Source organism: Micromonospora sp. LA-10 (genome assembly GCF_051853095.1).
Taxonomy (GTDB): domain Bacteria; phylum Actinomycetota; class Actinomycetes; order Mycobacteriales; family Micromonosporaceae; genus Micromonospora; species Micromonospora echinospora_A.
The window spans coordinates 6,408,265-6,424,083 of record NZ_CP195710.1 but is presented as its reverse complement, the minus strand read 5'-3'; the positions used below and the strand labels follow the sequence as shown (position 1 = coordinate 6,424,083).

Below are 15,819 nucleotides of genomic sequence, written 5' to 3'. Positions count from 1 at the left end.
ACCACCCCGGCAGCGGACGGGCTCAGGCGCTCGGGCAGGTGTTGCGGTACTCCTGGATCGCCGACCCGCTCGGGCCGGGGCAGAGGAACTGCTCGTAGCGGGTGTCGTCGTCGACGAACCGCTTCAGCCAGGCCACCATCTGCTTCGCCGTCGGCGTGTTCGTCGTCTGCGGGAAGAAGTGGCTCGCGCCGTCCAGCTCCAGGTACGCCTTCTCCGACGACGACGGGATGCTGTTGTAGAACGGGATCGAGTGGGTCGCCACCGGCGCGACGCTGTCGGTCTCGCCGCCGATGATGAGCGTCGGCACCCGCACCTCGGACCAGGTCTTGTCCAGGTTCCACGGCGCCAGCGGGACGGCGGCCTGCAACGACGGCCTCGCCGCCGCCGCCTCCAGGCTGCCGCCGCCACCCATCGAGTGACCGGCCACCGCGAGCCGCGACGAGTCGATCCGGCCCCGCACCGAGCTGCGCTGCGTGAGGTAGTCCAGCGCGGCCAGGAGCTGACGGCCCCGGCTGTCCGGCTGGTCCAGTCGCGTGTTCGTCTCGATGCCGATCACCACGAAGCCGTGCGAGGCGATCCGCGGGCCGAGCCAGCTCAGGCTCGACCAGGAGGCGGTGTAACCGGGCGAGATGGCGACCGCGCCGAAGGTGCCCTCGGCGGTGCTGGTCGGGTAGTAGATGACGCCGCCGCCGAAGCCGGTGACGCTCAGCGAGGACACGTTGATCGACGAGGTGGCGAACGGGCCGCGGCTCGCCTCCAGGATGGCGCTCGTGGGCGCCGGGCCGCGCTCGTAAGGGCTGGCGGCGCTCGCCGAGACCGGGACGGCGAGAGCGCCGCCCGTGGCGAGCAGCGCCGCCACGGCGAATCGGGCCAGGGCACGGACGGGGGTACGGGAACGGATGGTGGTGGGCACGTCGGTCACTCCTTGCGCCGGGATTACATCGACATGCGTCAGCATCGATGCCTGCGGCGAGCCGCGCATCGGCGAAATCACCGGTCCACGTGGCGGTGGTGACCCGGTCGTGACATGCACGGCGGACGATGACCTCATGCAGCTGACCCGACGGCACCTGCTCGGCGCGACCGCGGCCGCCGGTGTCACCGGCCTGGCCACCGGCTGCGAGCCGGACCGCCCGGCGGCGCGGGACGGGACGGCGGACGACCCGCCCGCCCTGGATCCGGCCAGCTGGGACAGCGTCCGCGCCCAGTTCGCGCTCGACCGGTCCCGGGCGCACCTGGCCACCTTCGTCTTCGCGCCGCACCCGGCGCCGGTACGGGCCGCCGTGGCCACCCACCGCGACGGCCTCGACCGGGACGCCTCGGGCTACCTGCTCGCAAACGAGGAACGGCTGGACCGCGCGGTGCTCGACGCGGCCGCCGGGCACCTCGCCACGTTGCCGGACCAGATCGCGCTCACCGACTCCACCACAATGGGCCTCGGCCTCGTCTACAGCGCGATCCGGCTGCGGCCGGGCGACGAGGTGCTGACCACCGAGCACGACTTCTACGCCACGCACGAGTCGCTGCGACTGCGCGCCGAACGCGACGGCGTGACGGTGCGCCGGGCCCGCCTGTACCGGGACGCCGCCACCGCCGGCGTGGACGAGATGGTGGCCGGTCTCGCCGCGGCGCTCACCGCGCGCACCCGCGTGGTGGCGCTGACCTGGGTGCACTCCAGCACCGGCGTGAAGCTGCCGGTGCGCCGCCTGGCCGAGGTGGTACGCGAGCGCAGCCCGGAGGCGCTGCTCTGCCTCGACGCGGTGCACGGCTTCGGCGCGGACGCGTCCACACCGGAGCAGCTCGGCTGCGACGTGCTCGTCTCCGGCTGCCACAAGTGGCTGCTCGGGCCGCGCGGCACCGGCCTGGTGTGGGCCACCGAGCGGGCGTGGGCCCGGATGACCCCGGTGATCCCCAGCTTCGACGGACGCGTCATCGGAAGCTGGCTCGCCGGCGGCGGGCAGCCCGCGCCACCGGGACCGGCCCACACGCCCGGCGGCTACCACAGCTTCGAGCACCGCTGGGCGCTCGCCGACGCGTTCGGGTTTCACGCCCGGATCGGCCCCGCCCGGGTCGCCGAGCGCACCTGCGAGCTGGCCGACCGGCTCAAGGAGGGGCTCGCAGGCATCCGGGGCGTACGGCTGGTCACCCCGCGCGCCGCCGACCTGTCCGCCGGCGTGGTCTGCTGCGAGGTGCCGGGCGTGCCGGTACGCGAGGCGGTGGGCCGGCTCTGGTCGGCCGGGGTGGTCGCCAGCAGCACCCCGTACCGGCCGTCCTACCTGCGCTTCGGCGCGACGATCGCCAACAGCGAGCAGGACGTGGAGGCGGTACCGCGGGCGGTCCGCACGCTGGTGTGAGCCGGCCCGGTCGTCACTCGGTGAACTCGCAGAAGGACAGCGCCCTGTCGAACCGTCCGGCGGCGAGGTCGTCGTGGCGGATCAGGAACCGCGCGTTGACGAACTCCTCGTCCGGCACGCCGAACTGGGCCAGTGGCACCCACTCGCGCATCACCCGCTGCCGTTCCTCGTACAGGGCCACCATCTGCTCCGCGCGGGGCAGGGACCGCGCCTGGCGCTCCCGTTCCGGGTCCACCATGATCACCTCGGGCGGATCCTGCGCCGAGATGGTGTAGCCGCCGATGAAGACGTCCTGCGGCAGCCACCAGTTCCGCTCTGGCCAGAGCTGCTCGAGCAGCGCGCTCATCTGCTTGAGGTGCGGCATGTCGCGCACTAGCTGGATCTGGGTCGCGCTCAGCCAGTTCTCCGACCTGTCCAGCCAGTCCGGCAGTTCCGCCTGGACGGCGGCGTACATCTCGTGCTCGGGCGCGAGGGACAGCTCCGCGTCGGTCCCGGCGGGCGCGACGCACTCACCCTCCGTCGTCTCGGCGCCGGCCGGGACGTACACGACCCGCGCGTACTCCTGCTCGGCCTCGATACCGCAGGCGTCCATCGCGCTCTCCGGGTCGAGGAAGAACAGCAGCGTGCCGTCGGCCGGCAGGGCGAGGCCGGGAACCCGGGGCAGCGCCGCGCAGTCGAGCCGGAGCAGGAACGGCAACGGACAGCCTTCCGAGCACGTGGGCCACGGCGTGCCCACCGGCAGCCGCGGCCGCCCGCCCCGCCGCCCGACGTGCACGCCCTCCTCGCGCTGCCAGGCGTGGATCTGGAACCGGATCAGCTCCGCGAAGCGGGCCGCCTCGTCCTCGGGCACGCCCTGCCCGATCGCCGCCCGCCGGAATTGATCTCTCTCATTCATGATCGTGGAGAGTAGCCGGACCGTCCGACATGGACCGTCCCGGCGCAGGTCCGGGGTCAGGGGCCGGTACGGGTTCGCGCCGCCCGTGACCAGGTCACGTCGTAGCGCTCGCCGGCCACCGCCTCGGCGAACGCGCCCGCCGCGGCGGGCGCGCCGGCGATGCGCCAGTCCTGCTCCTTGTCCACCTCGAACCAGATCAGCCCGATCAGGTCCGGGTACCGGGGCAGCGAGCCGAACGTCTCCCGGATCCACCTCGCCTTGCGTCCGGCGGTGTCGGCCGCGCCGGTCTCGGTGACCACGAGCGGCTTGCGGGTGACCTTGCGGATCTCCGCGATCGTCGGGCCGAAGATCTGGTCGAACGACCAGTACGTCTTGGTGAACGCGCCGGTGCCGTAGTAGCCGGTGACACCGACCCAGTCGACGTAGTCGTCACCCGGGTAGAGCCCGGTCAGCCCGGCTGTCGTCTTGTCCCAGCGGGCGTTCGGGCTCCACACCCAGGTGACGTTCGTGGCCCCGGCCCGGGCGAACAGGTCGTGCACGTGCCGCCAGGCCCGCACGTAGTCGCCGGGGCGGTTGCCGTTGGCCCGTTCGCACCACGGATACCAGTCGCCGTTCATCTCGTGCGCGAAGCGGATCGCGACCGGGTAGCCGAGCGAGCGGACCCCCTCGGCCCAGGACCGCAGGTAGGCGTCGAAGTCGCCGCGCGCGATCCGGTCCAGCCGGTAGTCCGGCTGGGTGGCCCGGAGCCGGTCGATCTGCCGTACCGCCAGGCCGGTGCGCCGGGCCGCCAGGTCGACACCGTGGTCCCACGGCTCCCAGCCGAGCATGGGCATCATGCCCCGGTCGGCGATTCGGTCGAACAGGCTCCGGTCGAACTCGGCCGACGCCCAGTCGGCGCCGAAGAGCATCACCTGCGGTGACCGCCCGGCCGCCTCGACGAACCGGTCGACCGGCGCGAAGTCGTGCGGTCCCTTGTCGGTCATCACCCCGAAGAACGCCTGCCCGGCCGGGGGGAAGAGGCCGCCGACCGGCGCGCCGGCGCTCGCCTGCGGCGTCCCCGGGACGCGACCGTGCGCCGAGGCGCCCGTGCCCGGGTCGCGCCACGCGCCGGGCGCCACCACGAAGGCGTACGCGAGCAGCAGCAACCCGGTCAGCGCGAGGCCCACCCGGGGCGCGGTCGGCCTCAGCACGGGACACCGCCCTCAGCCGCCGCCCGCGCCGCCGCCGGCTGCGTTCGAGCCGCCTCCGCCGAGCGGTGCCGGCGGGCCCGCAGGCTCTCCGCCCAGGAGATCAGCGGCGGGGCGAGACCGGTCAGCAGCGTCAGCGCCGGCCAGACCCGCAGCAGCGGGTAGTCGTGGCCGAGCGCGAAGCTCACCGCGAGCAGCCCGGCCGCGGCGAGCGCCCAGCACAGGTGCAGCCGGAACGTGCGCAGGGACTCGACGGTGCGCAGCGCCCCCTTGGCGGTCACCACGAAGCCGAGCCGGCGGCGCAGCAGCGCGCCCGCCGCCGCGGCCACGTAGACCGGCCCGGCGAACAGGGCGAGCGCCATGCCGGCCATGCCCACCTCCTCGCGTTCGTGCGGGGCGATGTTGAAGCGGCGCAGCCAGAGCCAGAGCAGGAACCAGGTGCCGACGGTGGCGCCCCACAGCGTCGCCCACACCTGCGGGTCGAGCCGGCCCGCGTCCACGCCGGTCAGCAGGTAGAGCGCGGTGGCGGCGTTGCCGAGCAGCAGGCTCACCGCGACGCTCGGGTAGTAGAACTGGAGCAGGCGGTACTGCCAGCGACGGCGGCCCGGCAGCGTGCGCGGCGTACGCAGCTCGCGCCGGAGCAGGATCTCGCAGATGCCGGCGGCCCAGCGCTTCTGCTGGTTGAAGTAGTCGGCCCAGGAGGTCGGCCCCTCGCCGAGCGCCACCACGTCGGGGGTGTAGACGCCCTTCCAGCGGCGGCCGGTGGCCGGGTTGACGGCGGCGTGCACCCGGATGCTGGTGAGGTGGTCCTCGATGATCGAGTCCTGGTAGCCGCCGATGGTCCGCCAGGCCGCCGGGCGGTAGAGATGCCCGGTGCCGGTGAGCAGCGGCGCGTCCAGGCCGTTGCCGCCCCGGGCGATCAGGCCGTTGTAGAGGTACTGCTGCACCGAGGCGCCGTGGGCGACGAAGTTCTGGTGCATGTTGCCGTACACCTGGGGTGTCACCACGAACGCCACGTCCGGGTCGCGGAAGTAACCGAGCGTGCGTTCCAGGAAGTTCGGCAGCGGCACGTGGTCCGGGTCCACGTTCGCGACCACGTCGTAGCGGTGCTCGTGCTCGGCCCGCCAGGCGTTGTGGTTGCCGGACTTGGTCCGGGCCCGGAACTCGCCGCCGGGCTGGTTGTACTCGGGCCGGCCCTTGCGGGTGAAGTGGCGTACGCCCAGCCGGTCCGCCATCGCCCGCACCGCCGGGTCGTCGCCCTCGTCGAGGATCCACACGTCGACGTGCCCGCAGTAGACGATCTCCCGGAGCCGGCGCAGCGTGCGCTCCGCGACGTCCAGCGGCTCCTTGCTCGGCACGATGGTGGTGAGCAGCGCGACCCGCAGGCCGACCGGCGGGTCGACCGGCACCGGGTCCCGGGCGTGGAAGGCGAAGACCCACACCACCACGTTCTGCGCCAGGCGGATCAGCTCGACGCCGACGACGACGCAGAACGCGAGCCGGGCGGCGGCGGTCTGCCAGCCGCCGAGCCCGACGACGCCGGGGCCGGGCACGTGCTGCGGCAGCAGCAGCCAGCCGACGAAGACCAGCCCGGCGGCGCTGTTGACGAGCACGAGCAGCGTCAGCATCGCCCGCGCGGCCACCGAGGCGGTGGGGCGGAACTCGACAGCCGCGTCCGGTCCGCGGGGCGGGCGCAGCGGACCGGCGACGGCGCCGCACCGGGCGTACGCCAGGCGGGCGCTGACGTTGCGCTGCCGGCGGTCCGGATCGGCGGGCGCCCCGGGCGGGACGGGTACGGTCGGGCGGTCGCCCGGCGTCCCGGCCGTCGTGGCGCGGGACGGGCGTGTATCGGCGGCGACGGCCACGTTTCCCCCATGGTCTGCATCCGGCTCAGGAGCCGACCGAATGCTAAGCCGACAAACAACCGCAAAAGGGGCGAATCAGGCAGCTGTCGCCCGTTCGTCGACCGGTCACGACGGAAGCTGGACCGCCACGGAGAGCAGCACGACGAGCGCCAGCACGGGGACGGCCACGGCGGCCCGCGCCCGGGACAGGGCAACCCCGCCGAGCACCGCCCAGGCCGGCGCCGTGAACAGCAGGTTCACCGCCGACCAGGCCGGCACCGCCTGTGCCAGCGCCAGCAGCGCGAGCGCCGGCACCAGCGCCCAGGCGGTGCAGATCGCGGCGGCGTACCGCAGCGGGAGGCTGAACAGGGCCAGCCCGGCCAGCACGCCGCCGAGCGCGGCGACGCCGAACAGCTCTCCGGGCGTGGCCGCCAGCACGGCGGCGCCGGGTCGCACGCCGGACGCCAGGTGACCGCCGTCGCGCAGACCCGCGCCGAGCAGCGCGGCGACCGGGAGCAGCCCGAGGGCCACGGCGGCCAGCCACCGGACGGCGGCGCGGCGACGGAACGCCAGCACGACCCAGCCGTGCGCGGCGAGCAGCAGCAACGCCACCGGCTGGCACAGGCCGAGCAGCAGCACCGCGCCCGCGTAGGGCACGAGCCGCGGCGGGCCCGGCCGGTCGAGCGCGGGCACCAGCAGCCAGGTGGCGAGCACGGCGGCGAACACCGCCAGGGCGTACGGCTGCGCCTCCTGGGCGTACCGGGTCGAGGTCGGCAGCACCGCGAAGATCACGCCGGCCAGCAGGCCGGCGGCGGGCGTGGCGATCCGGGCGGCGAGCGCGCCGACGAGCGCCGCGGCCCCGACCATGGCCAGCAGCGACGGTACGCGCAGCGCGAGGTCCGCCGTGCCGAACAGCTCCGCCCAGCCGCGCAGGAGCAGGTGGTACGGCCCGAGCGCGACGTCGTCGCCGGTGAGCCCGATCCCCTGCCAGGGTGACGTGGCCGCGCGCCGGGCCGCCAGTTCTCCGGCGCTCGGCTCCGACGTCGTGATCCGGGCGGCGCCGAGCGCTGCCGTCAGGGCCGCCGGCAGCAGCCACGCCGCGATCCGCCACCGTGTCACGGCGGCGGTCGCGGCGCGGGCGGCAGGGCGGCGCGGACGGTCCTCGCCCCAGGGGTCCTCGATCGCGGCGTCCGCGATCCGGGGCAGGACCATGGTGTCCGCGTCCATCATCGTGACTCACGCATCCCTGTGGGTGCCGGCGACCGGGATCCAGCCAGGGCTGGATGACATCCTGGAGCCTACTGAGCCAAAACCGACATAACGCCAATATGAGATGAAAGGGTCCGCCGCCCGCCCCGTGGACGACCGGCGGACCCGGCTCAGCGCAGGTCGGTGGTCGTCCAGCGAGGTGCGGCGGCGGTGATCTCGACGGTGTCGCCGGTCAGCGTGGTCCGCGCCTGGACGTCCCGCCGGGCGCTCGTGCCCACCCAGACGTCGACCTCCCCGGGCTCCACCACGCGGGTGAGCGCCCGGTCGGTGAAGGCCAGCCGCGTCGTCGGCACGGTCAGGTCGACGGTGACCGAGGCGCCCGGCTCCAGACTCACCCGCCGGTAGCCGAGCAGCTGCGCCACCGGCCGGGTCACCGAGGCGACCAGGTCGCGGCCGTAGAGCTGCACCACGTCGTCACCGGCGACCGCGCCGGTGTTCGTCACGCGCACCGACACCCGCAGCGCCCCGTCGGCCGGCACCTCGGCCGGCACGGTCAGGTCGGTGTACGCGAACGTGGTGTAGGACAGCCCGTGACCGAACGGCGCCACCGGCGTCGCCGGCAGGTTGGTGCCGTTCATACCCTCCCCCAGCTCCGGGTGCAGGTACGAGTACGGCTGCGCGCCGGCCGAGCCGGGCAGGCTGACCGGCAGCCGGCCGGACGGGTTGACCCGCCCGGAGAGCACACCCGCGATCGCGCCGGCGCCCTCCTCACCCGGGAAGAACGTCTGCACCACCGCGGCGCAGCGGGACAGCGCCCAGCCCAGCGCGTACGGGCGGCCGGTGAGCAGCACCAGAACGACCGGGGTGCCGGTGTCCAGCACCGCCTCGACGAGCTGGCGCTGCACGCCGGGCAGCTCCAGGTCGTCCCGGTCGCAGCCCTCCCCGACCGTGCCGCGCCCGAACAGGCTGGCGTGGTCACCGACCACGAGCACCGCCACGTCGGCGGCGGACGCGGCGGCGACCGCCTCGTCGAAGCCGGACCGGTCCGCCGAGTCCACCTCGCAGCCGGCCGCGAAGGTGACCCGGTCGGCGCCGAACTCGGCGCGCACCGCCTCCAGGACGGTCGGCACCTCGAAACCGGTCTCCACGCCCGGGTGGTGGGCCAGCACGTGGTTGAGGAAGGAGTAGCAGCCGAACAGCGCGCCCTGCCGGTCGGCGTTCGGGCCGACCACAGCCACCCGGCGGCCCGCCGGCAGCGGGAGCACGCCCTCGTTGGCGACCAGGACGATCGACTCCTCGGCGAGCCGGCGCGCGATCGACCGGTGCTCCGGCGAGTCGAGGTCGATCGCGCCCGGCGGCTCGTCGTCGAACGTGGCGTCGAGCAGCCCGAGTTCCTGCTTCTGGCGCAGCACACGCAGCACCGCCCGGTCGACAAGCGCCTCGTCGACCTGGCCGGACCGCACCGTCTCGGTCAGCGTCAGGAAGGCGTCGCCGGTGGGCAGCTCGATGTCCAGGCCCGCGGCCAGCGCCTGCGCCGCCGCGTCCGCGTTGTCGGCCGCGACGTGGTGCAGCAGGTTGAGGAAGGCGACGCCGTAGTAGTCGGCCACCACCGTCCCGTCGAAGCCCCACCGCTCCCGCAGCAGGTCGGTGAGCATTGTCGGGTCGGCGGCGACCGGCACGCCGTCGATCTCGGCGTACGAGTGCATGACGCTGCGCGCGTCGCCGTCGCGGATCGCCATCTCGAACGGCGGCAGCAGCACGTCGGCAAGTTCCCGGGGACCGGCGTGCACCGGACCGAAGTTGCGCCCGGCCCGCGAGCCGGAGTAGCCGGCGAAGTGCTTCAGCGTCGCGAGCACGCCCTGCGACTGGAGTCCCCGCACGTACGAGGTGCCGATGGTGCCGACGAGGTACGGGTCCTCGGCGATGCACTCGTCGACCCGGCCCCAGCGCGGGTCCCGGATCACGTCGAGCACCGGGGACAGTCCCTGGTGGATGCCGAGCGCGCGCATCGAGGCCCCGATCGCCGCCGCCATCTCGGTGACGAGGTCGGGGTCGAACGCGGCGCCCCAGGCCAGCGGCGTCGGGAAGGTGGCCGCCTTCCACGCCGACAGGCCGGTCAGGCACTCCTCGTGCACGATGGCCGGGATGCCCATCCGGGTGCCGGTCACCAGCTCCCGCTGGAACTTCCACAGCCAGGCCGCACGGGCCGCGGCGTCGACCGGGCGGGTGCCGTAGGGGCGGGTGAGGTGACCCAGCCCGTGGCGGGAGAAGTCGTCGAGCCGGCCGGTGTCGGTGAACTCGCCCTGCAGGGGCGCGACCGCTTCACCGTCCTCCTTCTCCCAGAACCCGACGATCTGCGCGACCTTCTCCTCGATCGTCATGCGAGCGAGCAGTTCCCGTACGCGCGCCTCGGGGTCGTGCCCGTCCCCCCGGTCGTGGTCCGGACCCGCCTGAACCGGCGCCGGCCCGTCCACCACCGCATGGACCTCTGTCATGGTGTGCCTTTCCACTGGTTGTGCTGGTACCGCTGCCGCTCAGCCCTTGACCGCGCCCTGGAGGCCCCCGACGATCTGCTTCTCCGCCAGGGTGAAGAACAGCAGCGCCGGCAACATCGCCAGCGACGTGAAGGCGAGGACGCCGGCGGTGTCGGTGGTGTACTGGCTGGAGAAGTTCTGCACGCCCAGCGGCAGGGTGTGCAGGTTGACGTCCCCGAGGACGAGCAGCGGCAGGAGGAACGCGTTCCAGCTCGCCACGAACGCGAGGATGCCGACGGTGACGACCGCGGGCCGCGACAGCGGCAGCACGATCCGCCAGAGGAAGCCCAGCCGGCCGGCGCCGTCGATGGCGGCCGCGTCCTCCAGCTCCCGCGGGATGGCCGACAGGAACGGCCGCAGGATGACGATGGTGAGCGGCAGCGAGAACGCCACCTGCGGCAGGATCACCGCGTAGTAGGAGTTGATCAGGCTCAGGTCACGCAGCAGGAGGTAGAGCGGCAGGATCGCCGCCCCGGCCGGGAAGAGCAGGCCGAGCGTGAAGAAGGTGTACAGCCCTTCGCGGCCCCGGAACGAGTAACGGGCGAGCACGAACGCGGCGGCCATGCCGAGCACCACCACGCCGAGCGTGGTGCCGAGCGCGACCACGGCGCTGTTGAACGCCTGCCGCCAGAAGTCGCTCTGCGTCAGCACCCGGTAGTAGTTGTCCCAGACCCACGGGTCGGGCAGGCCGGCGGGATCGTTCACGATCTGCGGCGTGGTCCGGAAACCACCGACGACGACGTAGACGACCGGGGCGATCGACACGGCCGCGACCGCGAGCGCGATCGCGTACGTCAGCGGCGAGCTCCACTGCACCGGGCGGCGCCCGGCCGAGGGGGCGGGTACGGGGTTCACGGCCACTGTCACTTCCCCTTCCGGGTGATGGCGCCCTCGATGTCACGACGGAGCAGGAACCGCTGGAACAGCAGCGCCGCGACGAAGGAGATGACGAACAGGATCACGGCGACCGCGTTGCCGTAGCCCCAGAGCCGGGCGAAGAAGCCGTTGTCCACCATGTACGTGGCCATGGTGGCGGAGGCGCCGAGGGAGCGCACCGCGGGCACCGAGGTCACCCAGATCATGTCGAAGACCTGCAACGAGCCGATCATCGACAGGAACATCCAGATCCTGATGGTGGGGCCGAGCAGCGGCAACGTGACGTGACGCTGGATCTGCCACCAGCTCGCGCCGTCGATCTCGGCGGCCTCGTTCAGTTCGGGCGGCACGTTAGACAGGCCGGCGAGCAGCAGGATGATGGCGAAGCCGACGTACTTCCAGGTGAGGACGAACAGCAGCGTCCAGATGACCACGTCGAGGTCGGCCAGCCACGCCTGCACGAGGCCGCCCATCCCGATCGACTGCAGCAGCGCGTCCAGCGTGCCGTTCTCGGTCAGGATCAGCTTCCACATGATGCCGACGGTGACCTCGGCGAGCACGTAGGGCACGAAGACCAGGAGGCGGAACGCGGAGCGCCCGCGGAAGCGGCGGTTGAGCAGCAGGGCGATGCCGAGCGCGACGGGGCCCTGGATGAGCAGCGACCCGAAGACGATGATGGCGTTGTTGCGCAGCGCGTCGAGGAAGATCGGGTCCTGGAACGCGAGCGTGTAGTTGCGGAAGCCGACGTACTCGGTGGGCGGCCCGACCCCGCGCCAGCGGAACAGGCTGTAGTAGAACGCGAAGCCCATCGGTACCAGCACGAACAGCACGTAGACGAGGACGGCCGGCGTGGTCAGCCCGATGATCTCGTACCACTTGCGGCGGGTCTCGGCGCGGCGTGAGGCGGCTCGTGCGCCGGGCCGGAGGCCCGCCGGCGGCGCGAGAGCGCCGTCGGCGGGCGTACGGGTCTGCGATGCGGACGTCACTTGCTTGCGGCCGCCTTCATGGCCGAGACGACCTTCTCAGGTGTCCCGTTGCCGGCGAAGATCGCGACGATCGCGTCGTTCATCGCGGTGCCGACGGTGCTGCCGAAGGCCGTGTCCAGCCAGAGCTGCACGTAGGTGGCTGAGGAGGTGGCCTCCAGGATGGACTTCAGCGCCGGGTCGGTGACGCCGTCGGCAGCGCCCTTGGCGACCGGCAGGCCGGTGCCGGTGGCGGCGTAGCCCTTCTGCACCTCGGGGCTGACGATGTACTTGAGGAACTCGACGCACTCGGCCGGGGCGTTCTTGGCGCAGGAGAAGCCGTCGCCGCCGCCGAGGGCCGCCTTCGGGTCACCGGCGGAGCCGGAGATCGCCGGCACCGGGAACCAGCCGAGGAACTTGCCCAGGGCCGCCTTGTCCGTGGCGACGGTGTCCAGCGTGCCACGGTTCCAGTCGCCCATCAGCTCCATCGCGGCCTTGCCGTTGGCGAGCAGACCGTTGGCGCTGGTCGGGTCGTTCTGGCCCGGGGTGGCGATGAAGTTGTTCTGGAACGGCTTGGTGTCGATGAAGGCCTTCAGGTCCTGACCGGCCTTGACGAAACACGGGTCGTCGAAGGTCCGGTCCTTCGTTGCCTTCTTCAGCGTGTCGACCGAGCAGGCCCGCAGCGCGAAGTTGTACCACCAGTGCGCGGCCGGCCACTTGTCACCGGCGCCCAGGGCGATCGGGACGACGTTGATGGCCTTGAGCTTGGTGACCGCGGCGTTGAGTTCCTCGAAGGTGGTCGGCGGCGCCGAGATGCCCGCCCTCGCGAACATGTCCTTGTTGTACCAGATGCCCTCGATGCCCATCCGGAACGGCAGGCCGTACTGCTTGCCGTCCACCTGCCAGATCTCGGCGGCGCTGCCGATGTCGGCCACCTCGTTCTTCACCTGGTCGGTGACGTCCTTGAGGTAGTCGGCCTCGACCTGCTCGCGCATCTCGCCGCCGCCCCACGCCTGGAAGATGTCCGGCGGGTCGTTGCTCAGCAGCGCGGCGGGGAGCCGGGTGCGCTGGAGCTGGTTCGTCTCGATCGCCTCGATCTCGATCTTGACGGTCGGGTGGGCCGCGGAGAAGTCCTTGGCGACCTTCTCCCAGTACGTCTTGCCGGGGCCGTCCTGCGAGGCGTTGTGCCACCAGGTCAGCGTCACCGGGTTCTTGTACAGCTCGCTCTCGGCGGCCTTCTCGTCGTCGCCACCGCTGGTGCACGCGGAGGCCAGCAGAGCGCTTGTCACAAACAGTGCCAGGACGGCACCAGCACGGCGCTTCATCGCCATAGATGTCTCCTCGACCACTTAGCCGGGTTACCTGCCGGGGAGTTTTACAGGGCCGTAACGTGAAGTCAATCGGTATCGATAACGTTTTCGACATCGTCTTCGATCCACCCGGAAGGGCCCTCTATCATCGTCGGCGTGGTGTTCCCGCAGCGCGTCAAGATGTCGGACGTGGCACGTACGGCCGGCGTCTCGGTGGCAACTGTATCGAAGGTTGTCAATGGTCGGTACGGCGTCGCGCAGGCCACCGTCGAGCGCGTCCAGCAGGTGATCCACGAACTCGGCTACGAGGCCAGCCTGGGGGCGCAGAGCCTGCGCAGCCACCGCACGAACGTGCTGGGCATCCTGGTCGCCGAGTTCGAGCCGTTCTCCACCGAGCTGCTCAAGGGCGCGTCCCGCGAGGTCGCCGGCAGCGGCTACCAACTGCTCGCCTACTCCAGCGGCGACGGCGAGGGCGCGGCCATCGGCTGGGAGCGGCGCTCGCTGGCGCGGCTCTCCGGCACGCTGATCGACGGCGCGGTGATCGTGACGCCGACGGTGGTCGAGACCAAGCACGGCTTCCACGTGGTCGCGGTCGACCCGCACACCGGCCCGTCCGGCCTGCCCACTGTCGACTCCGACAACTTCGCCGGCGCCGTGCTGGCCACCGACTACCTGCTGTCGCTGGGCCACCGCCGGATCGCGCACATCAGCGGCCGCCCCGACCTGGAGTCGGCCCGCCTGCGTGAGGCCGGGTTCCGCAAGGCGATGGCCGACGCGGGCGCACCCGTGGACGAGCGGCTGGTCCGGGTGGGCGGCTTCCGCACCGAGACCGCCGCCGGCACGGCCGCCGAGCTGCTCGCGCTCCCCGACCGGCCGACCGCGATCTTCGCCGGCAACGACCTGTCGGCGATCTCCACGCTGGACGTCGCCCGCGGCCTCGGCCTGCGCGTACCGGACGACCTGTCGGTCATCGGCTTCGACAACATCCCCGAGTCGGCACTCGTCGACCCTCCACTCACCACGATCCGGCAACCGCTGCAACGCATGGGCGCCGAGTCCCTGCGGCTGCTGATCGACCTGATCGCCGGCGTCGAGCGGGACACCCACATCCAGCTCCCCACCGAGCTGGTCGTCCGGGCCTCCTGCCGGCCCCTGCGCTGACGCGCTCCACGTCCGGCCCGGCCGGGCGCTCCCTCCCGAACGGTGATTGACGGGCGGCTATCGAGGTCCGTAAGGTTTCGGGCTACTTCCGGAAGATTCTCCGGAAGTTTTCGGAAGCCGCACCGCCCGCCCGGGCACCCGCCGCTCCGTTCCACGCCGCGGCGGCCCCGGCACCGCCACCGCCGGCCCTCGGGCCGAGCGCACCTCCCGGAAGGAACGAGATGAAGCTGAGACGCTGGCTCGCCGCCGGCGCGGTCGCCGTCGTGACCGCCACCGCCCTCAACGTCGTCCCCGCGACGGCGGGACGCCCGTACGACCCGGCCGCGCAGAGCCTGCGCGAGCTGGCCAAGCGCCACGGCCTGTACGTGGGCACCGCGGTGGACATGGCGGCCCTCAACGACCCCGGCGAGCCGCGGTACCGCGAGCTGGCCGCGTCCGAGTTCTCCACCGTCACCGCCGAGAACGTGATGAAGTGGGAGAGCCTGGAGCCCACCCGGGGCACCTACAACTGGGGCCCGGCCGACGAGCTGATCGAGTTCGCCCGCAAGAACAACCAGCGGGTCCGCGGCCACGTGCTGGTCTGGCACAACCAGCTGCCGGCGTGGCTGACCAGCGGCGTCGCGGACGGCTCGATCAGCAAGGCCGAGCTGCGCCAGATCCTGCGCAACCACATCACCGCCGTGGTCACCCACTTCAAGGGCAAGATCTGGCAGTGGGACGTGGTGAACGAGGCGGTCAGCGACCCCTGGGACACCCCGTCCACCCTGCACTACAAGGGGTTCTGGGCGCAGAACCTCGGGCCCGGCTACCTCGCCGACGCGTTCCGCTGGGCCCGCGCCGCCGACCCGAAGGCGCTGCTGTTCTACAACGACTACAACATCGAGGCGTTCGGCTCCGGCAACCCGGCCGACGACAAGACGCAGTTCGTCTACAACATGGTCCGTGAGCTGCGGGCCAAGGGTGTGCCGATCGACGGCGTGGGCGCGCAGGGCCACCTGGGCACCCAGTACGGCAACTTCAGCACGCTCCAGGTGGCCGCGGCCCTGCGCAAGTTCGCCGGGCTGGGGCTGGCCACGGCCCTCACCGAGGTGGACGTGCGCAGCCAGATCACCGAGGGGGTGGAAGCCGGGGACTCCGCGGAGATCAACCCGCGCCTGCAGGCGTCCGCGGCGAACTTCAGCGTGCTGATGCAGGCCTGCCTGGCCGAGCGGCACTGCCTGTCGTTCACCCTCTGGGGCTTCACCGACAAGCACTCCTGGGTGCCCGGCGCGTTCTCCGACCCGCCGGAGGGCCTGGCCACCGTGTACGACGAGAACTACCAGCCGAAGCGCGCCTACCACGAGCTCAAGGCCGACCTGATCTTCTCCGGTCCGCCCTACGTGCTCCCGCGCATCCCCCAGCACCCGCGCCGTTAGGCGACGGGCGCACCACGGCGGGGCCGGTCCGTCGACCGGCCCCGCCGCCTGTGGTGGCGCGGCCGCGTCCGC

The 15,819-nt window shown here is 72.5% G+C and carries 12 protein-coding genes; 3 read left to right on the top strand and 9 right to left on the bottom strand.

Annotation, left to right across the window (positions count from 1 at the left end; translation table 11 throughout):
- Window positions 1-22 precede the first annotated feature (22 nt).
- Window positions 23-913, bottom strand: coding sequence for an alpha/beta hydrolase family protein (locus ACSDG8_RS29715; RefSeq protein WP_210895263.1), 891 nt, complete (start codon window positions 911-913; stop codon window positions 23-25).
- A 136-nt stretch (window positions 914-1,049) separates the two neighbouring features.
- Between ACSDG8_RS29715 and ACSDG8_RS29710 the strand changes: the two genes are divergently transcribed.
- On the top strand, window positions 1,050-2,354 hold the full coding sequence (locus ACSDG8_RS29710; protein ID WP_439427461.1) for an aminotransferase class V-fold PLP-dependent enzyme: 1,305 nt from the start codon (window positions 1,050-1,052) through the stop codon (window positions 2,352-2,354).
- Window positions 2,355-2,367: 13 nt separating this feature from the next.
- Here the strand turns inward: ACSDG8_RS29710 and ACSDG8_RS29705 are convergent, their stop codons facing one another.
- From ACSDG8_RS29705 to ACSDG8_RS29670, 8 genes are all read right to left on the bottom strand, one after another.
- On the bottom strand, window positions 2,368-3,249 hold the full coding sequence (locus ACSDG8_RS29705) for a DUF1963 domain-containing protein (protein WP_439427460.1): 882 nt from the start codon (window positions 3,247-3,249) through the stop codon (window positions 2,368-2,370).
- Between the two features lie 56 nt (window positions 3,250-3,305).
- Window positions 3,306-4,439, bottom strand: coding sequence for a glycoside hydrolase family 26 protein (locus ACSDG8_RS29700; protein WP_210895266.1), 1,134 nt, complete (start codon window positions 4,437-4,439; stop codon window positions 3,306-3,308).
- A complete protein-coding gene (locus ACSDG8_RS29695) occupies window positions 4,433-6,301 on the bottom strand; it encodes a glycosyltransferase family 2 protein (protein ID WP_210895267.1) in 1,869 nt (622 codons plus the stop codon). Before ACSDG8_RS29695 ends, ACSDG8_RS29700 begins: the two co-directional genes overlap by 7 nt.
- A gap of 105 nt (window positions 6,302-6,406) precedes the next feature.
- Window positions 6,407-7,510: a glycosyltransferase family 39 protein gene (locus ACSDG8_RS29690; protein ID WP_210895268.1), complete on the bottom strand. Its 1,104-nt coding sequence runs from the start codon at window positions 7,508-7,510 to the stop codon at window positions 6,407-6,409.
- A 149-nt stretch (window positions 7,511-7,659) separates the two neighbouring features.
- The gene (locus ACSDG8_RS29685) at window positions 7,660-9,984 is read right to left on the bottom strand and encodes a glycoside hydrolase family 3 N-terminal domain-containing protein (protein ID WP_210895269.1); all 2,325 of its coding nucleotides are present in this window, start codon (window positions 9,982-9,984) and stop codon (window positions 7,660-7,662) included.
- 39 nt (window positions 9,985-10,023) lie between these two features.
- Entirely contained in the window at window positions 10,024-10,890 is an 867-nt protein-coding gene (locus tag ACSDG8_RS29680) for a carbohydrate ABC transporter permease (RefSeq protein WP_439427459.1), read from the bottom strand.
- A complete protein-coding gene (locus tag ACSDG8_RS29675) occupies window positions 10,887-11,885 on the bottom strand; it encodes a carbohydrate ABC transporter permease (RefSeq protein WP_210895271.1) in 999 nt (332 codons plus the stop codon). Before ACSDG8_RS29675 ends, ACSDG8_RS29680 begins: the two co-directional genes overlap by 4 nt.
- Window positions 11,882-13,192: an ABC transporter substrate-binding protein gene (locus ACSDG8_RS29670; RefSeq protein ID WP_439427458.1), complete on the bottom strand. Its 1,311-nt coding sequence runs from the start codon at window positions 13,190-13,192 to the stop codon at window positions 11,882-11,884. Before ACSDG8_RS29670 ends, ACSDG8_RS29675 begins: the two co-directional genes overlap by 4 nt.
- A gap of 135 nt (window positions 13,193-13,327) precedes the next feature.
- Here ACSDG8_RS29670 and ACSDG8_RS29665 point away from each other — a divergent pair, with 135 nt between their 5' ends.
- Entirely contained in the window at window positions 13,328-14,332 is a 1,005-nt protein-coding gene (locus tag ACSDG8_RS29665; protein ID WP_210895273.1) for a LacI family DNA-binding transcriptional regulator, read from the top strand.
- Between the two features lie 221 nt (window positions 14,333-14,553).
- Window positions 14,554-15,747 carry an endo-1,4-beta-xylanase gene (locus ACSDG8_RS29660; protein WP_439427457.1) on the top strand — a complete coding sequence of 398 codons (1,194 nt, stop codon included), beginning with the start codon at window positions 14,554-14,556 and terminating at the stop codon, window positions 15,745-15,747.
- Window positions 15,748-15,819: the final 72 nt, after the last annotated feature.